The sequence below is a fragment of the Kribbella sandramycini genome, assembly GCF_013131805.1.
In the GTDB taxonomy this organism is placed as follows: Bacteria; Actinomycetota; Actinomycetes; order Propionibacteriales; family Kribbellaceae; genus Kribbella; species Kribbella sandramycini.
In genome coordinates this window covers 869,143-886,239 of sequence record NZ_JABJRC010000001.1, presented here as the reverse complement: position 1 = coordinate 886,239, position 17,097 = coordinate 869,143, and the positions used below count along the sequence as shown (strand labels likewise).

General features: G+C 69.4%; 15 protein-coding genes. 7 read left to right on the top strand and 8 right to left on the bottom strand.

Features of this window, described 5'->3' with window-relative positions:
• The first annotated feature begins 15 nt into the window (after positions 1-15).
• The 3 genes from HPO96_RS03865 (at position 16) to HPO96_RS03855 (ending at position 3,943) form a co-directional block, all read left to right on the top strand.
• Positions 16-657, top strand: coding sequence for a ComEA family DNA-binding protein (locus HPO96_RS03865; protein ID WP_171671038.1), 642 nt, complete (start codon positions 16-18; stop codon positions 655-657).
• On the top strand, positions 644-3,139 hold the full coding sequence (locus HPO96_RS38910; protein ID WP_171671036.1) for a ComEC/Rec2 family competence protein: 2,496 nt from the start codon (positions 644-646) through the stop codon (positions 3,137-3,139). The genes HPO96_RS03865 and HPO96_RS38910 overlap by 14 nt, the downstream gene beginning before the upstream one ends.
• Positions 3,140-3,283: 144 nt before the next feature.
• Positions 3,284-3,943 (top strand): hypothetical protein, encoded by a 660-nt coding sequence (locus HPO96_RS03855; protein WP_171671035.1) that lies wholly within the window; start codon positions 3,284-3,286, stop codon positions 3,941-3,943.
• Between the two features lie 176 nt (positions 3,944-4,119).
• Here the strand turns inward: HPO96_RS03855 and HPO96_RS03850 are convergent, their stop codons facing one another.
• The 3 genes from HPO96_RS03850 to HPO96_RS03840 are packed head-to-tail and all read right to left on the bottom strand — an operon-like array spanning position 4,120 to position 6,294.
• Positions 4,120-4,722, bottom strand: coding sequence for a Clp protease N-terminal domain-containing protein (locus HPO96_RS03850; RefSeq protein WP_171671033.1), 603 nt, complete (start codon positions 4,720-4,722; stop codon positions 4,120-4,122).
• 13 nt (positions 4,723-4,735) lie between these two features.
• The gene (locus tag HPO96_RS03845; RefSeq protein ID WP_171671031.1) at positions 4,736-5,722 is read right to left on the bottom strand and encodes a DNA glycosylase AlkZ-like family protein; all 987 of its coding nucleotides are present in this window, start codon (positions 5,720-5,722) and stop codon (positions 4,736-4,738) included.
• Entirely contained in the window at positions 5,719-6,294 is a 576-nt protein-coding gene (locus HPO96_RS03840; protein ID WP_171671030.1) for an isochorismatase family protein, read from the bottom strand. Before HPO96_RS03840 ends, HPO96_RS03845 begins: the two co-directional genes overlap by 4 nt.
• A 73-nt stretch (positions 6,295-6,367) precedes the next feature.
• Between HPO96_RS03840 and holA the strand changes: the two genes are divergently transcribed.
• Positions 6,368-7,351: a DNA polymerase III subunit delta gene (holA, locus tag HPO96_RS03835; protein WP_171671028.1), complete on the top strand. Its 984-nt coding sequence runs from the start codon at positions 6,368-6,370 to the stop codon at positions 7,349-7,351.
• A gap of 155 nt (positions 7,352-7,506) precedes the next feature.
• Here the strand turns inward: holA and rpsT are convergent, their stop codons facing one another.
• Positions 7,507-7,767: a 30S ribosomal protein S20 gene (gene rpsT, locus HPO96_RS03830; protein WP_171671026.1), complete on the bottom strand. Its 261-nt coding sequence runs from the start codon at positions 7,765-7,767 to the stop codon at positions 7,507-7,509.
• A 134-nt stretch (positions 7,768-7,901) separates the two neighbouring features.
• Positions 7,902-8,366: an SRPBCC family protein gene (locus HPO96_RS03825; RefSeq protein ID WP_171671024.1), complete on the bottom strand. Its 465-nt coding sequence runs from the start codon at positions 8,364-8,366 to the stop codon at positions 7,902-7,904.
• Between the two features lie 149 nt (positions 8,367-8,515).
• Between HPO96_RS03825 and HPO96_RS03820 the strand changes: the two genes are divergently transcribed.
• A complete protein-coding gene (locus tag HPO96_RS03820) occupies positions 8,516-11,497 on the top strand; it encodes a S8 family serine peptidase (protein ID WP_337796501.1) in 2,982 nt (993 codons plus the stop codon).
• A gap of 55 nt (positions 11,498-11,552) precedes the next feature.
• On the opposite strand, the gene HPO96_RS03815 is transcribed toward HPO96_RS03820, so the two are convergent.
• Genes HPO96_RS03815 through HPO96_RS03805 form a run of 3 tightly spaced genes read right to left on the bottom strand, consistent with a single transcriptional unit; the run spans position 11,553 to position 14,176 of the window.
• Positions 11,553-12,704 (bottom strand): TolB family protein, encoded by a 1,152-nt coding sequence (locus tag HPO96_RS03815; RefSeq protein WP_171671023.1) that lies wholly within the window; start codon positions 12,702-12,704, stop codon positions 11,553-11,555.
• The gene (locus HPO96_RS03810; RefSeq protein ID WP_171671021.1) at positions 12,701-13,228 is read right to left on the bottom strand and encodes an RNA polymerase sigma factor; all 528 of its coding nucleotides are present in this window, start codon (positions 13,226-13,228) and stop codon (positions 12,701-12,703) included. Before HPO96_RS03810 ends, HPO96_RS03815 begins: the two co-directional genes overlap by 4 nt.
• A gap of 45 nt (positions 13,229-13,273) precedes the next feature.
• Positions 13,274-14,176, bottom strand: a complete 903-nt coding sequence (locus HPO96_RS03805; RefSeq protein ID WP_171671019.1) for a phosphotransferase family protein — start codon at positions 14,174-14,176, stop codon at positions 13,274-13,276.
• A gap of 68 nt (positions 14,177-14,244) precedes the next feature.
• On the opposite strand from HPO96_RS03805, the gene lepA reads away from it, so the two are divergent.
• Entirely contained in the window at positions 14,245-16,182 is a 1,938-nt protein-coding gene (lepA, locus tag HPO96_RS03800; protein WP_238358331.1) for a translation elongation factor 4, read from the top strand.
• Positions 16,182-17,084, top strand: a complete 903-nt coding sequence (locus tag HPO96_RS03795) for an aminoglycoside phosphotransferase family protein (protein ID WP_171671016.1) — start codon at positions 16,182-16,184, stop codon at positions 17,082-17,084. The genes lepA and HPO96_RS03795 overlap by 1 nt, the downstream gene beginning before the upstream one ends.
• Positions 17,085-17,097 lie beyond the last annotated feature (13 nt).

Here is a 17,097-nt window from a genome sequence, read left to right as displayed (position 1 = left end):
CCCAGAGGAGCCCCCATGCCCGGCTGGATCCCCGACACCTCCCGCCTCCGCGACACCCGCTGGCGCCTCTCGGGCAAACACGTCCTCGTGCTGGTCGCAATCCTCACCATTGGCCTCGCCTGGGCCGGCTGTTCCATGCTCCGTTCCCGCCCCGAACCCATCCCCGACGCCCGCCCATCAACCACCCTCACCACCGGCACCCCAGTAACAACCCCGACAACCACACCCCGCCCGACCACAGCCCTCGTCGTCCACGTAGCCGGCAAGGTCCACCGCCCCGGCCTGATCCGCGCCCAATCCGGCGCCCGCGTCGCCGATGTCCTCACCCTCGCCGGCGGCCCACTCCGCGGCGTCGACCTCAGCGCCCTCAACCTCGCCCGCCAAGTCACCGACGGCGAACAAATCATCGTCGGCCAACCACCCACTTCTGCAGCCCCACCCGACAACCCAACCCCCACCCCCGCAGGCCCCATCAGCCTCAACACCGCCACCGCCCCCCAACTAGACGCCCTCCCCGGCGTAGGCCCCGTCCTAGCCCAACGCATCCTCGACTACCGCACCCAGAACGGCCCCTTCACCACCGTCGACCAACTTCAAGAAGTCCCCGGCGTAGGCCCCAAGAAGTTCGACTCCCTAAAACCCCATGTCCGCCTCTGACACCGCCAATCCCCACCCCAACTCCGACCGGGGCTCGGACCACCGCCCCGACCCCAGCCCCGACCCAGGCTCGGACCACCGCCCCAACCCCAAGCCCAGCCCCGACGACCGCCCCGACCCCCGTCTCGACATCCGCCTCCTGGCCCCCGCCGCCGCAGGCTGGCTCACCGCAGTCCTACTGGTCGCCTGCAACCCCACCACCGGCGCACTCACCGCCGCCATTTCCGCCACCCTCGCCATCCTCACCACCTACCTAGTCCTCCGCTCCACCCGCCGAACCAACCAACCCTCCGCCCAGCGGGCCGGCTGGGCGCTTGTCGGCGTCCTGGTCGTCATCTCCGGCATGGCCCTGGCCGCCGCACTCCAGGTCCAATCCCTCCGCGCCGGCCCCGTCCAAGCCCTCGCCGCCGACGCGACCACCGTCGACGTCCACCTCAAAATCACCGCCGACCCCGCCGTCCGCCGCAGCCCCGGCACCCACCGCCCGCCGTACGTCGTCCTCAAAGCCACCGTCGAAGAGCTCCGCCCCAAGTCCTCCGCCCACCCCGTCCGACTCCGGACGCCGATTCTCGTCATCGCGACCGAGCGCTGGCGCGACGTCCGCTACGGCGAACGCATCGCCACAACCGGCCGCCTCGAAGCCGTGAACGACGGCGACGACGTCGCTGCCACCCTCACCGTCCGCACCGCACCGACCAGCATCGGCGAGCCCGCCTGGTGGCTCCGCGCCGCCGAACAAGTCCGAGCCGGCCTCCGCGCCTCCGTCGCCGACGAGCCGGACGACGTCCGTGGCCTCGTCCCAGCGCTGGTAATGGGCGACGAGTCCGCCCTCCCCGACGACCTCATCCAAGACTTCCAAACAACCGGCCTGACTCACCTGTCCGCAGTCTCCGGCACCAACCTGACCCTGCTACTCGTCTTCATCGTCCCGTTCGCCCGGCTGATCGGCGTCCGCGCCTGGGGCCTCAGCACAGTCGGCCTGTTCACCGTCGTCGTCTTCGTCATCCTCGCCCGCCCCCAACCCAGCGTCCTCCGCGCCGCCGCCATGGGCCTGATCGCGCTCATCGCGCTGACCGCTGCCGACGGCGGACGCCGAGCCGTCCGCAGCCTCTCCGTCGCCGTCATCGTCCTGCTCCTCATCGACACCTCCCTCGCCCGCTCAGCCGGTTTCGCGCTCTCCGTCCTCGCCACCGCCGGGATCGTCCTCCTCGGCCCCGGCTGGCGCGACGCCCTCGCGAACTGGCTCCCGACCTGGCTCGCCGAAGCAGTCTCCTGCCCCCTAGCCGCCCAACTAGCCTGTACGCCGGTCGTCGCCTGGCTCTCCGGAGAGGTCTCCCTGGTCGCCGTCGCCGCGAACCTGCTCGCCGGCCCAGCCGTCGCCCCCGCCACCATCCTCGGCTTCACCGCCGCCGGCGTAGCCCTCATCAGCATCGAAGCTGCCCAACTCGTCGGCTGGGCCGCTGGCTGGCCGGCCCGCTGGATCATCCTGATCGCCCGCGAAGGCGCCGACCTCCCCGGCGCCGCCAGCCCCTGGCCTGCCACCGCGGTCGGCGTCGCCGTCCTCACATTCCTCTGCCTGATCGCCGTCCTCGGCCTGCACCGCCTGCTAGCCCGCCCTCTAGCCATGCTCATCGCAGTCGTCCTGCTCGCCCTCGCCGTCCTCCGCCCCGTCGGCTCACTCGGCTGGCCACCCCGCGACTGGCTCATGGTCATGTGCGACGTCGGCCAAGGCGACGGCATCGTCCTCAGAGCCGGTGATGCCAGCGCCGTAGTCGTAGATACCGGCCCCGACCCCGCAGCCATGGACCGCTGCCTCCGCGACCTCCGGATCAACCACATCCCGATAGTTGTCCTCAGCCACTTCCACGCCGACCACGTCGGCGGCCTGGCCGGCGTCCTCAACGACCGCCGCGTCGACGAGCTGGCCGTCACCCCCTACTTCTCCCCACCCGCCGAACACCGCCGCGTCTCCGCGCTAGCTGCCCACCACCGAATCCCCGTGAAACCCGTGACCTACCAAGAGAAACGCACCATCGGCCACCTCACCTGGACAACTCTCTGGCCCGCCCGAGTCCCCGCCCTCCCACCCCCAGGAGCTCCATCTCCCGAAAGCTCCCCGGAAAACAACGCCAGCGTCACCCTCATGGTCACCCTCGCCGGCCTCCGCATCCTCCTGACCGGCGACCTCGAACCCGAATCCCAACGCGCGATCCTCGCCACTGGCGCCGACCTCCGCGCCGACATCCTCAAAGTCCCCCACCACGGCTCAGCCCGCCAAGACCTAGCCTTCCTCTCCGCCACCCAAGCCCGCCTCGCCCTCATCTCCGCCGGTGCCGACAACGACTACGGCCACCCAGCCCCCCGAACCCTCACCCTCCTCTCCCACGTAACCACCCGCACCGCCACCACCAACACCACCGGCCCTTTAACCATCACCAACCCCCAAAACCGCCTCTCCCTAACCACTCACAACCCCCGCTAGCCGGCTAGAGCTGGACAGGTCCTGCCGGTGCTCCAACATTCGGTGGTACCAGTCGATACCAGCGTGTGGTTCGACGGCGACTGCCCGACCCTGCAGCATCCTGGACTTCTAGCCAGTACCGCACCCACGGCGGAGGAAGACGGAATGACCAGCGACTCCCGGCAGGTCCGCTTGTTCTACGTCGCCGAACTCACTGAAATGATCCGCGATGCCGAGCCGGACGAACGCAACGGCCAGCTCACCGCGGCAAGGGCGTCGCTGGCCCTGCGGCGGGCGCGGCTCGCCGGCCGAGCACTGGCCGCGTGCGCCATGCTCGCCTCTGTCGCGCTCGTCTGGACGCTAGTCACGCAAAGCCCGCGGTTGTCGCCTTGGGCGTTCGGAGCCGTCTTGCCGATCTGTACGGTCGCGCTCGGCTCGTTGATCCGGATGCGCGGCCGATGGCGGCGCCTGGTCGAGGTTGCCGACACCGACCTCGGCGTCCCGATCCTCGCCGCGATTTCCGCCGACGCCGCCCACACCGTGTTCCTGCTGAATCTCTATCTCCGCGGGGCCGGCGAAGTCGCCGGCCTACCCGAACCCATCGCAGTCCGATCCCAGCTCGCCACCATCTATTCGCCCATGGTCAACCGATCCGTGCCGTTCTTCGATGCCCTGCATCGCCTACGCGAAGCCTGGACCAAAGGCGACGAACAACACTGGCTCGCCCAGAACACCCGCCTCGCAGAGCTCTGCGCCGAAATCGATCGCCTCGCCGAACGGATCAACGCACAGATCCGAGACATAGCCCCCCACAGACGCCCCTGATCACAACTGCCCCGATACCGGGCTCACGTGCCTCACCGGCGGGGCTAGTTCTGTGCTCGTAGCCGATCTACCGCGTCGCGTAGTGCCTCAAGCTCTTCGACGACCGCCGGCAGATCGACCGACAAGGCCCATTCCCGAACCAGCTCCGCCCGTTCAGCTCGCAACGCCTGCTCGTCCTACCGGCGCGAAGCAGCTGCCTCGAAATCCTCGACATCGACCGCAGCCTCCTTCTGACGCTGGGCTTCCGCGATCCGCACGTCCAGCTCAGCGACCGCTCCGGGCAACGAGAGCCGTGCGACTCCGATCAATTCATCCGCGACCTCCGGCGCCAGCACCTCCGGACGCCCCCGATGAAACGCCGCCAACTGCCGACCCACTTCACCCCGAACGTCGTCCAACGCAACCCCCGGCACCGCCCCCTGCCGAACCAACCCGAGCAGCAGGTGCTCAGTCCCCAGATGCCCACCCCCAGCCTCCTCCGCCGCCACCCGGAGAACCTCCAACACCTCGTCCGACAGCTGCCGCCTCTCCAACTCCGCCAGCTCATCCGCAGGCGCCCAGCGCTCGTTCTTGCGATAGCCGAGCACCACCCGGCTCGGCGCCGGCAGCTCAACCCGCAGCCCCGCGAGGACCTGAACCGCTACGCCAGGCCCAGCAATCAGCAGCCCGGTCAGAAGATCGCCAACAGTTGCCGCGCCCCGCTCGTCAGCCTCCGCATAGCGAGTCGCGTAAACAACTGCCCCAGCAGCTCGCCCGGTGTACCGCTCGACCTCATCCATACGTTGACTCCTGTCAGGTGTTGGCTGTTTCGCAGGTGGTCCACCAGGTGTGGAATCTGGCCCAGGTGGCTTCGGAATCGGGAGTGAGGGGGTGCCAGGGGGTGAGGGTTGGCGGGGTGGATTTGGTGTAGGTCCAGTGGGCTGTCACGCGGCCGGATTCGAGGAGGGTGCCGGGCATGCGTTGGGGGTTGAGGCGGGGATCGCGTTTGGCCTGGTAGGGATCCGTGGTGGGGGAGCGCCTGCAGTAGAAGAGATTGTCGAACTCGGGGAGGACGAACGAGCGAGGCGTGGAGGAGCCGGTGGGCGTCTCGGGGGATGGCGACAGCAGGTCGGCTATTGCCTTGGTCTCGGACTTGTTGAGGCCCGACCAGTAGATGAAGTCGTCGAGGGTGGCTGGGCCGAAGGCCTGGGTGAAGGAGCGGGCCAGGTCGGGGAGGGCGTCGGCCGGATTGAAAGGGTGCGTGGGGGCCAGGCAATAGGTGGTTCGGGGTGGGCGCCAGGCATTGTCGGGGGCGAGTTCGACGACTGGGAGGAGCATGCGGAGGGCGAAGCCGAGGTGACGAGGTTCGGCGTTCGGGAAGTGGGTGGCGGCTTCGGCGCCGAGGTCGGCGCGAGTTCGCGGGCGGCCGTCGGACATCAGGTCGAGGCCGAAGTCGTGGAGGGCGTCGGGGTCGACGGTGTTCCAGATGCCGCGGCAGAAACCGGCCACCAGGCGGCGGAGGGTCGGAGTGAGGGCGGTTCGCCAGAGCCAGAACTGGCGGAGCGTGAGGAGATGGACGGTGCCGCGCATGACGTTCGACTTCACGAGTTCGTAGGACTGCAGCCGGTCGGTCAGCTCGCGGAGGTCGCTTCGCTCACCGCAGCGGGTCCAGATCGCGACCGGGATCGCGCGGGCGACCTGCGCGTTGATCCCGGCGATCTGCTCGACCAGATCCAGCAGGTCACCGGTGAACGGCTCGTCGAGTGCTTGGCCGCGCCAGGGGACGACGTCGTTCGTCATGAGCCGGTGAAGGTGATTGAGGTGGTGGGGGTGGTGGTGTTGGGGGTGTCGCCTAGGGAGTAGGCGGCTACTCGGGAGACTAGGTGGGCTGGGATGGCGGGGGTGGCGTTGGGGATGGCGGGGATGTTGTAGGTGGCGTGGGCGTCGTAGGGGAGGACTACGTGGTAGCCGCGGTCCAGGGCGGTTCGGGCGGTGGCTTGGACGCACATTTCGGACATGAGGCCGCAGATGGCGACTGAGCGGACGGCGGCGGCTACGAGGATCGGGCCGAGGTCGGTGCTGTCGAAGCCGTCGTCGTGGGGTTTGCGGAGGATGTGTTCGCGGGGGCCGGGTTTGGTCGGGAGGTAGAGCTTCCAGCCGGGGGTGCCGGGTTCGTCGTCCGCGCCGGGTGGGCCGTCGTTCTGTAGGTGGACAACGACGGCGCCGGCCGATCGGGCTTTGGCGAGGAGCTCGGTGATGCGGTCCAGCAGGACCGCGGCGCCGGGGACGGCGTCCGGTCCGGAGACGAATGCGGTCTGGACGTCGACGACGATCAGCGCGTCCACGGGGTCGAGGGGAGGGTGGTCGGCCATGCGGACCATCTTGGCTGATGTGGGTGCCGGGGCTCGATCGGGTTTTGTCGGGTGGACGTGGGATGCTGGCGCCGTGGCTGCTCGTAGAGGTTCTGCGCCGAAGCTCGGCGATGTACTGCTGGTGACCGGGGCCGAAGGGTTTCTGGCCGACCGGGCGGTGCGGTCGGCGATCGCGGCGGTGTCGAAGGAGCATGCGGACGTCGAGGTGACCGAGCTGGATGCGTCGACGCTGGATGTCGGCGTGTTCGCGGAGCTGACCGGGCCGTCGTTGTTCGCGAGCGAGCGGGTGCTCGTGTTGCGGATGCTGGAGAATCTGCCGGCCGAGATGGCGCCGCATCTGATCGAGTACGCCGGCGCCGCGGCGTCCGACGTACTGGCGGTGCTCGTGCACTCGGGTGGGCAGAAGGGGAAGGGCGTCCTCGACAAGCTGCGGAAGGCGTCGGTCACCGAGGTGGTGGCGACGGCGCCGAAGGCGTGGGAACTGCCGCAGTTCGTGGCGGGGGAGGTGCGGCTGCTCGGCGGGAGTATCGACGAGGGGGCGGCGTCCGCGCTGGTGGATGCGGTCGGCCATGACCTGCGGGCGCTGGCGGGGGCGTGTTCGCAGCTCGTGTCGGATTCGGGCGGTCAGGCGGTGACGGCCGAGCTCATCGGGCAGTACTTCGGCGGTCGTGCGGAGGTGACGAGTTTCGCGGTCGCTGACGCGGCGATGGCTGGGCGGACTGAGCCTGCGCTGGAGCAGTTGCGCTGGGCGCTGGACTGCGGGGTCGCGCCGGTGCTGGTGACGAGCGCGATGGCCGGTGGGTTGCGCGGGCTGGCGAAGTTCGCGAGCGCGCCGAGCGGGATGCGCGAGGCGGATCTCGCGCGGGAGGTCGGCGTACCCCCGTGGAAGCTGAAGCAGCTTCGCCAGCAGGTGCGCGGCTGGACTCCGGGCGGTCTCGCGACCGCGATCAAAGCCGTCGCCCAAGCGGACGCCGACGTCAAAGGCGCCTCCGGCGACGCCGGCTACGCCCTCGAACGCATGGTCATCACCGTCAGCCGCTCCCACGGCCGCCGGTAAGCACTCCTCCAGGCGACACCGAGGAAGAAAGCTTCAGGCGACGCCGAGGAAGACGCCTGCGCGGTCAGCGGGGGGAAATGCGCGTACGCCGGTGAGGGGTGGGCATACGAAAACGATCGGCCGGTCCTGGGGACTGGCCGATCGTTGGGGGTGCCTCAGAGCGAGGCGGCCTTCTTGAAGATGGCCGACTTGCGGTTGGCAGCCTGGTTGGCGTGGATGACGCCCTTGCTGGCGGCCTTGTCGAGCAGCCGGCCGGCCTTGCGCGCGGAGTCGGCGGCCTTCTCGGCCTCGCCGGCGTCGACGGCCTCGTGGAAGCGGCGAACAGCCGTCTTGAGGGTCGACTTCACCGACTTGTTGCGAAGTCGCGCAGCCTCGTTCTGGCGGTTGCGCTTGATCTGGGACTTGATGTTCGCCACGGAGCAGAGCCTCGATCGAGTGTGTGCGGTCATTACAGGAAAATTGTCGCGCGCAGGGCTGAACGCCACCCGTAGGCACGCGAAGGAACAGATTACCAACAAGCCGCCCCCAGCTCCAAACCAGCCTCGGCGGCTCAGGACGGGGCGTGGGCCGACTCGGCGGTGGATCGGAGGCGTTCGAGGGTGGTGCGCATGCCGCGGCGGTTGAGGTCGGCGCGGTCGCCGAAGGCGGCATTCATGGCCAGGCGGAGGGGAGCGGGACGGCGGTCGGTCCAGGACTCGGTGACGAGGACGCCGGCGTCCAGCGGGGTGAAGGTGTAGGACCAGAGGGCGATGGGGATCGGGCCGAAGTGGATGGCGAAGGTGAAGGTGCGGGCGGGGGTGGCTTCCAGGACGCGGCCTTGGGTCAGCCAGCGGGCGGCGCCGGCGCGGTTGCGGCCGGTGAAGCGGGCGCCGACGGCGGGGCCGGGGGTGCGGGCGGACCAGGTCACGCCGGTGCACTCGGGGGACCATTCGCCCATCCGGGGCAGGTCGCTGACCAGGGCGTAGAGGGCCTCGGGGGAGGCGGCCACGGTGATGGTCTCCGTCACATCGGGCATCGGGTTTTCCCTTGCTGTGGGATGACACGAGTGTGCCGAGCGTGACACCTGTGAAGGTCGCCCGGCATACTCAGGGCCCCGTGACGCTGATCACCACCGGCGCCGGGTCAGTCGCGAGCCCTGGCTCCCCACCGTCCTGGAGGATCTTCGTGCCCCGCCGTACCCCGATCGTTCTGGCCACCGCGCTCGTCGCGTCGCTGGCCGGGCTGCCGCTGGTTCAGGCCGCGGCCGCCGACACGCCGCCGCCGGCGGATCCGCAGGTCAAGGAGTCCGTCACCGGCTCGTACGTCGTCCAGCTGGACGACGCTCCCGTCGCGGAGTACGACGGCGACATCGCCGGTCTGCCCGCGACCCGCGTCGCCGCCGGCAACAAGCTGGAGAAGGGCGCCAACCAGGTCGTCGGCTACGTCAACCACCTGGCCCGCGAGCGCGCCGAGGTCCTGCAGAAGGTCCCGCAGGCCAAGAAGCTGTACGACTACAGCTACACGTACGCCGGTTTCTCCGCCCAGATGTCGCACGACGAGGCCGTGAAGCTGGCCAAGCAGTCCGGCGTGAAGAGCGTCGAGCCGAGTGAGCTGCAGCATCAGGACACCGTCGACACCCCGCGCTACCTGGGCATGTCCGGCAAGGGCGGCGCCTGGCAGCAGGCCGGTGGTATCGACAAGTCCGGGGACGGCGTGATCGTCGGCGTCCTGGACACCGGTTTCGTGCCGGAGCGGCCGAGTTTCGCGCCGATCAAGACCACCAAGAAGTCCGACGCGCTGATCGCGAAGAAGTGGAAGGGCGTCTGCCAGGCCGGTGAAGAGGCCCCGGCGGTGACCTGTAACAACAAGGTCATCGGCGCCCGCTACTTCGACAAGGGCATCGGCACCCGCCCGATCCCCGAGGAGTTCAAGTCCCCGCGCGACTACGGCGGCCACGGCACGCACACCGCCAGCACCGCCGCCGGTAACTACGGCGTCGACATGAAGGTCATGGGCCGCGACTACGGCAAGGGCTCCGGCATGGCGCCGCACGCCCGGCTGGCGATCTACAAGGTGCTGTGGACGGTCGACCAGGCCGGCGGCGGCAGCGGTACGGACGCCGACATCGTGGCCGCGATCGACGCCGCCGTCGCCGATGGCGTCGACGTGATCAACTACTCGATCTCCGGCTCCGGCTCGACGTACGTGAACGCGACCGGCCTGGCCTTCCTGCGCGCCGCGAAGGCGGGCGTCTTCGTCGCCGTCAGCGCCGGCAACACCGGCCCGGGCGCCGCGACGGTCGGCAAGACCTACCCGTGGGTGACGACCGTTGCCAACGGCACCCATGACCGCGACATCCAGACCACCGTCACCCTCGGCGACGGCCAGAAGTTCACCGGCGCCGGTATCGGCTCGGGTGTCCCGAAGGCCCCGGTCGTCCTGGCGAAGGACGCCGGGCTCCCGGGCGCGAACCCGACGAACCTGGTGCTCTGCCAGGCCGGCACGCTCGACCCGGCCAAGGTGGCCGGCAAGATCGTCGTCTGCGACCGCGGCGGCAACGCCCGTGTCGACAAGAGCGCCCAGGTCAAGGCCGTCGGCGGCGTCGGCATGATCCTGGTCAACATCACCCCCGGCACGCTCGACTCCGATCTGCACACGGTCCCGTCGGTCCACCTGGACGACAAAGCCGCCCCGGCGGTGAAGGCGTACGCCGCCGGCGCCGGCGCGACCGCCGAGATCAGCGCCGGTACGGCGGTTCGCGTCACGGCTCCGAAGGTCGCCTCCTCCTCCAGCCGGGGCCCGTCCCCGGCCGGTAACGGCGACCTGCTGAAGCCCGACTTCATGGCGCCCGGCACCAACGTCCTGGCCGCGACCACCGCGTTCAGCGCGGCCGGCGGCGAGTACGCGTTCATGAGCGGTACGTCGATGTCGACGCCGCACGTCGCCGGGATGGCGGCCGTCCTGAAGAGCAAGAACCCGACCTGGTCGCCGATGGCGATCAAGTCCGCCCTGGCCACCACGGCGACCACGAAGGACACCGCGGGCAAGCCGATCCAGAACGACAGCGGCACCCCGGCCACCCCGTTCGGGTACGGCGCGGGCCAGGTGCAGCCGAAGAAGGCGATGGACCCGGGCCTGGTCTACGACTCGGGCTACACCGACTGGGCGAAGTTCGTCTGCGGATCGGGTGAGGTGGCCGGCACGCACGAGCTCTGCGCGGGCGGCAAGATCGACCCGAGCGACCTGAACTACCCGACCATCGCGATCGGCGACCTGGCCGGTAAGCAGACCGTCACCCGGACGGTGAAGAACGTCGGCAAGCTGCCCGAGGTCTACTTCCCGAAGGTCGAGGGCCTGACCGGTTTCAAGGTCACCGTCTCGCCGAAGCTCCTGGTCACGCTGCCCGGTAAGACGGCGACGTTCAAGGTCACCTTCGAGCACAACGGCGCGCCGCTGGAGCAGTACTCCTACGGCTCGCTGACCTGGAAGTCGGCGTTCCACACCGTCTCCAGCACGCTGGTGGTCAAGCCGCTGACCGTGAAGGCGCCCGTCCAGGTCAAGGGCACCGGGGTGAGCGGTTCCGTGCCGGTGCCGGTCACCGCGGGCTACACCGGCTCGCTGCAGAGCACCGCGGTCGGTCTGACCGCGGCGACCGTGGCCGACACGCAGATCAAGAAGGCCGGCGCGGTCTCGTTCCCGACCGCCAACCCGCAGGTCAACGACCACGTCGCGAAGGTGACCGTGACGGTCCCGGCCGGTACGAAGTACGCCCGCTTCTCCACCTTCGACGCCGACTACCCGGCCGGCACCGATGTCGACGTGTACGTCTACAAGGCCGGTACGACGACGCTGCTCGCGAACAGCGGCGGCGGCTCGGCCGAGGAGGAGGCCAACCTCCAGGCGCCGGCCGCGGGCACGTACGACGTCTACCTCGACCTGTTCGCCGGTGCTGACAACTCGACGGTGAAGCTCAACCACTGGGCGCTGAACACGGCCGAGTCGAACCTGACCATCACGCCGGCCACCCAGTCCGTCCAGACCGCCGCCCAGGTGAACATCACGGCCACCTGGTCCGGCCTCAACCCGGGCGGCCGCTACCTCGGCCAGCTCCAGTTCACCGACGGCGGGCCCGGCTCGGGCTTCACCGTGCTCCGCGTCGACAGCTGAACCACAGCACAACGAAAGGGCGGCTCCGCACGACGGAGCCGCCCTTTCGGCCTGTTCAGGGCTGGAGCAGCTTGATCTGGGTGTCGTCCTTCTCGGTGCGCAGCAGCTTGCAGTCGCCGGTCGTCACATCACAGCGGTAGAGCCGCTGTGGCGACTTCTTCTTGCTGTCCCACTGCTGGGTGACGACGAGCAGCTTGGTCTCGTCCTCGAACACCGGCGTGGGGTAGCTCTCGATCGGCTCCGGCAGGCGCAGCTGGGTCGTTTTCCCGGAGGCGACGTCGATGGCGAGTTTGCGCTCGCTGAACACCATCGTGCGTCCGTCGCGGGAGCCGACCGGGTAGACGGCCCGCTCCACCCCCTGCTCGCAGTGCGTCCGCAGGACGTCAAGCTTCCCGTTCCGCAGTTCGGCGGCGTGCAGACACTTTTTCCCCGCGGAGCTGGTGGTGTAGACGACGGTGTCCGACTGGGGGCTGGTGGCGAAGGAGGCGGTGAGCCCGCCCACCGCTACCGGCCGGAACGTCTGCTCGCCGGCCCGCAGCACGAACAGCTCGACCTTGCCGGAGATGTCAGACATGACCCAGATGCCGGCGCGGTTCCAGCCCGTCACCAGGGACAGCTTCCGCGGCATTGCGATGTTCAAGTCCTCGGCGCCGGTGCCGGCGTCCAGGACCACGAGGCGGTCTCCGGTCTCGTTCCGATTCGGCCGGTGTGCGATGGCGATCTGCTTCCGGTCCGGTGAGGCAACCGGCATATCGGCCCGCGACGGCCCGAGCTGACGCACCTTGCCACTCGCACCCAGGATTCCGACGCGGAAGTTGCGGCCCGTCCGGGTCCAGGCCAGCCAGCCGTCCCCCATCCGAGGCCCCGTGACGCGGACATCCTCCGGTAGGCGGACCGTGCGGGTGCCGTCGTACAGCGTGGACGGCCCCATATTCGGGATGTCTGTGTCCTCGGTGACGACGTACGGAACCTGCGGTGGCCCGTCGGCAGCAGGGGAGGCGGCCGGAGCCGGCTTGTCGGGGTCGCTGGTGATGAAGGTGATGGTCAGGGCCAGGACGACGGCCACCGCGGCCGCGGCCAGGACAGCGGGCCAGGCTGCGCGCCGGCGGGTCAGCTCGGCGTCCAGGCCGGGCCCGTGCGCGGTGGGCGGGACGGACGCCGCCTTGGTGTCGAGGTAGTCGCGGAGGCGCGATTCGGTGTCGTTCATCGGAGTTCCTTCAGCCGGTCGGTCAGCGTGGCGAGGCCGCGGGTGGCGCTCGAGCGGGCGCTGGATTCGCCGATGCCCAGGAGCTGGGCGATCTCGGCGAACGGGAGATCGAGGTAGTAGCGGAGGACCAGCACCTGGCGGGTCCGCGTCGGCAGGGCCTGTAGCGCCCGTTGCACCTGCAGCCGTTCGTCCCCGAGGACGGCGTCGCTTTCGGCGGACGCGTTCGGCGCCTCGTGCGGCGGGATGTAGAGGCGAGCGATCCGGCGCCGCCGAAGCACCGAGCGGCTGCGGTTCAGTACGGCGGTCCGCAGGTAGCCCAGCGCCGCATCAGACTCGCGCAGCGGCCAATTCCGGTACAGATTCGCAAACGCCTCCTGTACGACGTCCTCCGCCGCCTGCCGGTCGTCCATCACCAGCACCGCCAGCCGGACCAGGCCCGCCCAGTGCTGCTCGTAGAGCGCCGACACCACGGTCTGCGCCTGATCGCGCGCCAGCGCCCGGCGGGGGCCGCTGATGCTCACCATTTGATTCGTCACACCCCCAGAGACGCCCAACCCACCGAAACGCTGCTACCCGATTCGCTCCCGCAGCAAATCCAGGTGGACGAGCGCCTGTTCCCGCTGCCAGCCCCGCATCGTCGGCAGGTTCGGAGGCGCCGGCTGGGCCGCGCCCCACCACTGTCCGCCCGCCACCGCTGCGATGAACCCAGTGATCGCCGGGTCGTCCGGCAACGCGGGCAGCCGGACCGGACTGTCCCGCATATCCGCCTGCAGGATCACAGTGTCGGTCCACCGAGGGGCAAGCGCCGGATGCGCCCAGTCGATGAAGTAGACCCGGTCCTCGGTCAGGATCAGGTTGTCCGCCCGCAGATCCCAGTGCGACAGCGCCTTGCCCGCCGCCATCACCGCCACAGCCGCCCTGGACAGCTCAGCCAGCTCGTCGACTCGCCCGGCAACCCACTCCGGTACGTCGAGGCCGTCCGCCAGCACGTTGTCCCACCGGCTCAGAAACTCGATGCTCCGGACGGCGGCCACCGGCGCATCCGGCCACGGCGACGGGTCGAGCGCCTCGGTCAACGTGTCCAGCGCGTCCAGAACGCGGTCGGCGTCGTACTGGCGCCACGGATGGGCCGGTAGCCGGCCGGAGATGTCCTCGAACAGCAGAGCGACCCAGCTGCCGTCGTCGTACACGTCGAGCAGCCGCGGGGCCGCCGCGAGCGGTCCGATCGCCTGGACGGCGGTGATCTCGTTCCGGAACAGCGACGGCGTCTTGGGGTTCAGCTCCGGGCCGACGGCCTTGACGAAGGCACGCCGCCCGGACGCCGTGACCAGGCGCGCGGCGGCCCCGGGGGAGAAGCCGCCACGCTGAGTGGTCGCGGAGACGACGGCGGATCCGAGGGCGCGGTCGACCCAGGCCCGCACGGCCGTGGGCGCTTTTTCGAAGGACAATCGGAGCCCCGCAGCGTGTGCCATGCGTCACCACGGTAGAGACCGGGAGCGCGGTCCGCCCGGATTTTTCTAATCCGCTGGTCCCGCATGGGATGATTGACCAGTTCACCAGGTATCACCTCGAGACGAACTGGATCCTCTCCGTGCCCGTTGGCTCCCCGAATGTTCCGCAGCCGGGTCAGACTGACCCGTCGCTGATCCGGAACTTCTGCATCATCGCTCACATCGACCACGGCAAATCGACGCTGGCCGACCGGATGCTGCAGATCACCGGCGTGGTCGACCCACGGCAGATGCGCGCCCAGTACCTCGACCGGATGGACATCGAGCGCGAGCGCGGGATCACGATCAAGTCCCAGGCGGTCCGGCTGCCGTTCACCCCGCAACCGGACACCCCGGGCGGCCTGCTGGCCCCCGACGGGACGACGTACATCCTGAATATGATCGACACCCCCGGTCACGTCGACTTCACCTACGAGGTGTCGCGGTCGCTGGAGGCGTGTGAGGGCGCCGTCCTGCTGGTCGACGCCGCGCAGGGCATCGAGGCGCAGACGCTGGCCAACCTCTACCTCGCGCTGAACGCCGACCTGCACATCATCCCGGTGCTGAACAAGATCGACCTGCCCGGCGCGATGCCGGACAAGTACGCCGCCGAGCTGGCGCACATCATCGGCTGCCGGCCGGACGAGGTGCTCCGCGTCTCGGCCAAGACCGGCGTCGGCGTCGAGGACCTGCTGAGCGAGATCGTCGCCCAGATCGAGCCGCCGAAGGGTGTCAAGGACGCGCCGCCGCGGGCCCTGATCTTCGACTCGGTGTACGACACCTACCGCGGCGTGGTCACCTACGTCCGGGTCGTCGACGGCGAGCTGAACCACCGCGACAAGATCAAGATGATGTCGACCGGCGCCGTCCACGAGATGCTCGAGGTCGGGGTCATCTCGCCGGAGCCGATCAAGGCCGGCAGCATCAGCGTCGGCGAGGTCGGCTACCTGATCACCGGTGTGAAGGACGTCCGCCAGTCCCGGGTCGGTGACACCGTGACGGCGTCCGTGAACGGCGCGACCGAGGCGCTCGGCGGCTACAAGCACCCGCAGCCGATGGTGTACTCCGGCCTGTTCCCGATCGACGGCGACGACTACCCGACGCTGCGCGACGCGCTCGACAAGCTCCAGCTGAACGACGCCGCCCTGCAGTACGAGCCGGAGAGCTCGGGCGCGCTCGGCTTCGGCTTCCGCTGCGGTTTCCTCGGCCTGCTGCACATGGAGATCGTCCGCGAGCGGCTCGAGCGCGAGTTCGACCTCGACCTGATCTCCACCGCGCCGAACGTGGTCTACCGGGTCGAGATGGAGGACGGCAAGGAGCACGTCGTCACCAACCCGAGCGAGTTCCCCGAGGGCAAGATCGCCGATATCTACGAGCCCGTCGTCCGGGCCACGATCCTGTCCCCGAAGGATTTCATCGGCACGATCATGGATCTGTGCCAGACCAAACGCGGCAACCTGCTCGGGATGGACTACCTCTCCGAGGACCGCGTCGAGTTGCGCTACACGCTGCCGCTGGCCGAGATCGTCTTCGACTTCTTCGACCAGCTGAAGTCGAAGACCAAGGGTTACGCCTCTCTCGACTACGAGCCCACCGGCGAGCAGGCGGCGAACCTGGTCAAGGTCGACATCCTGCTCCAGGGCGAGACGGTGGACGCGTTCTCCGCGATCGTGCACCGCGACAACGCCTACTCGTACGGCGTCGCGCTGGCCGGCAAGCTCAAGGAGCTGATCCCGCGGCAGCAGTTCGAGGTACCCATCCAGGCCGCGATCGGCTCCCGGATCATCGCCCGCGAGTCGATCCGCGCCATCCGCAAGGACGTCCTCGCCAAGTGCTACGGCGGTGACATCACCCGGAAGCGGAAGCTGCTCGAGAAGCAGAAAGAGGGCAAGAAGCGGATGAAGATGGTGGGCAGGGTCGAGGTCCCGCAGGAGGCCTTCATCGCCGCCCTCAAGACCAACGAGCCCGCGGAGAAGGCCAAGAAGTAGTGCCGGCCGTCGACATTCCGGCCGGTCTGCAGGCAGTCGCCGCACGCGGGCCGGAGTGGGCCGGCTGGCTGGATCGGCTGCCGCGGCTGACCCGCGAGCTGCTCGAAGAGTGGAAGTTACGCGTCGACGGCGGCTCCCGGCACGGCGAGTGCGCGCTGGTCGTCCCGGTGCTCACCGCGGACGGGCAGCGCGCCGTCCTGAAGGTCCAGTTCCCGCATTGGGAGGCCGAGACCGAGCATCTCGCCCTGCGGGACTGGGCGGGCGACGGCGCCGTCCAGCTGCTCCGGGCCGATCCGCGCCGGTTCGCCCTGCTGCTGGAGCGGCTGGAGCCGCGCGATCTCACGACCGTCGACGTCTACGAGGCCTGCGAAATCGTCGGTACGGCGTACGCCCGGCTGCACGTGGAGGCCGGCCCGCAGTACCGGACGCTGTCGGGCGAGCTGAAGCGCTGGCTGGAGCGGTTCCGCCAACTGCCCGCCTCGGCCCCCGTCCCGCACCGGTACGTCGAACAGGCGATCTCCCTCGCCGAGGACTTCAGCACCGACCCGGCCACCGACGGCCGCCTCATCCACACCGACCTGCACTACGAGAACGTCCTGGCCGGCACCCGCGAGCCCTGGCTCGTCATCGACCCCAAACCGCTCTCCGGCGACCCGCACTACGAGGTCGCCCCGCTGATCTGGAACCGCTGGGACGAGATCACCGGCGACCTCCGCTTCGCCGTCCAGCAACGCTTCTTCACCACCATCGACGCCGCCGGCCTCGACGAGGAGCGCGCCCGGCGCTGGGTCGTCCTCCGGCAGATGCTCAACGTCCTCTGGACCCTGGAGAGCGCTGACGCCCTCCTCCCGCAGGACTGGCTGACCCGCAACATCGCCATCGTCAAGGCCATCCAGGACTAATCGGGTTGACCGC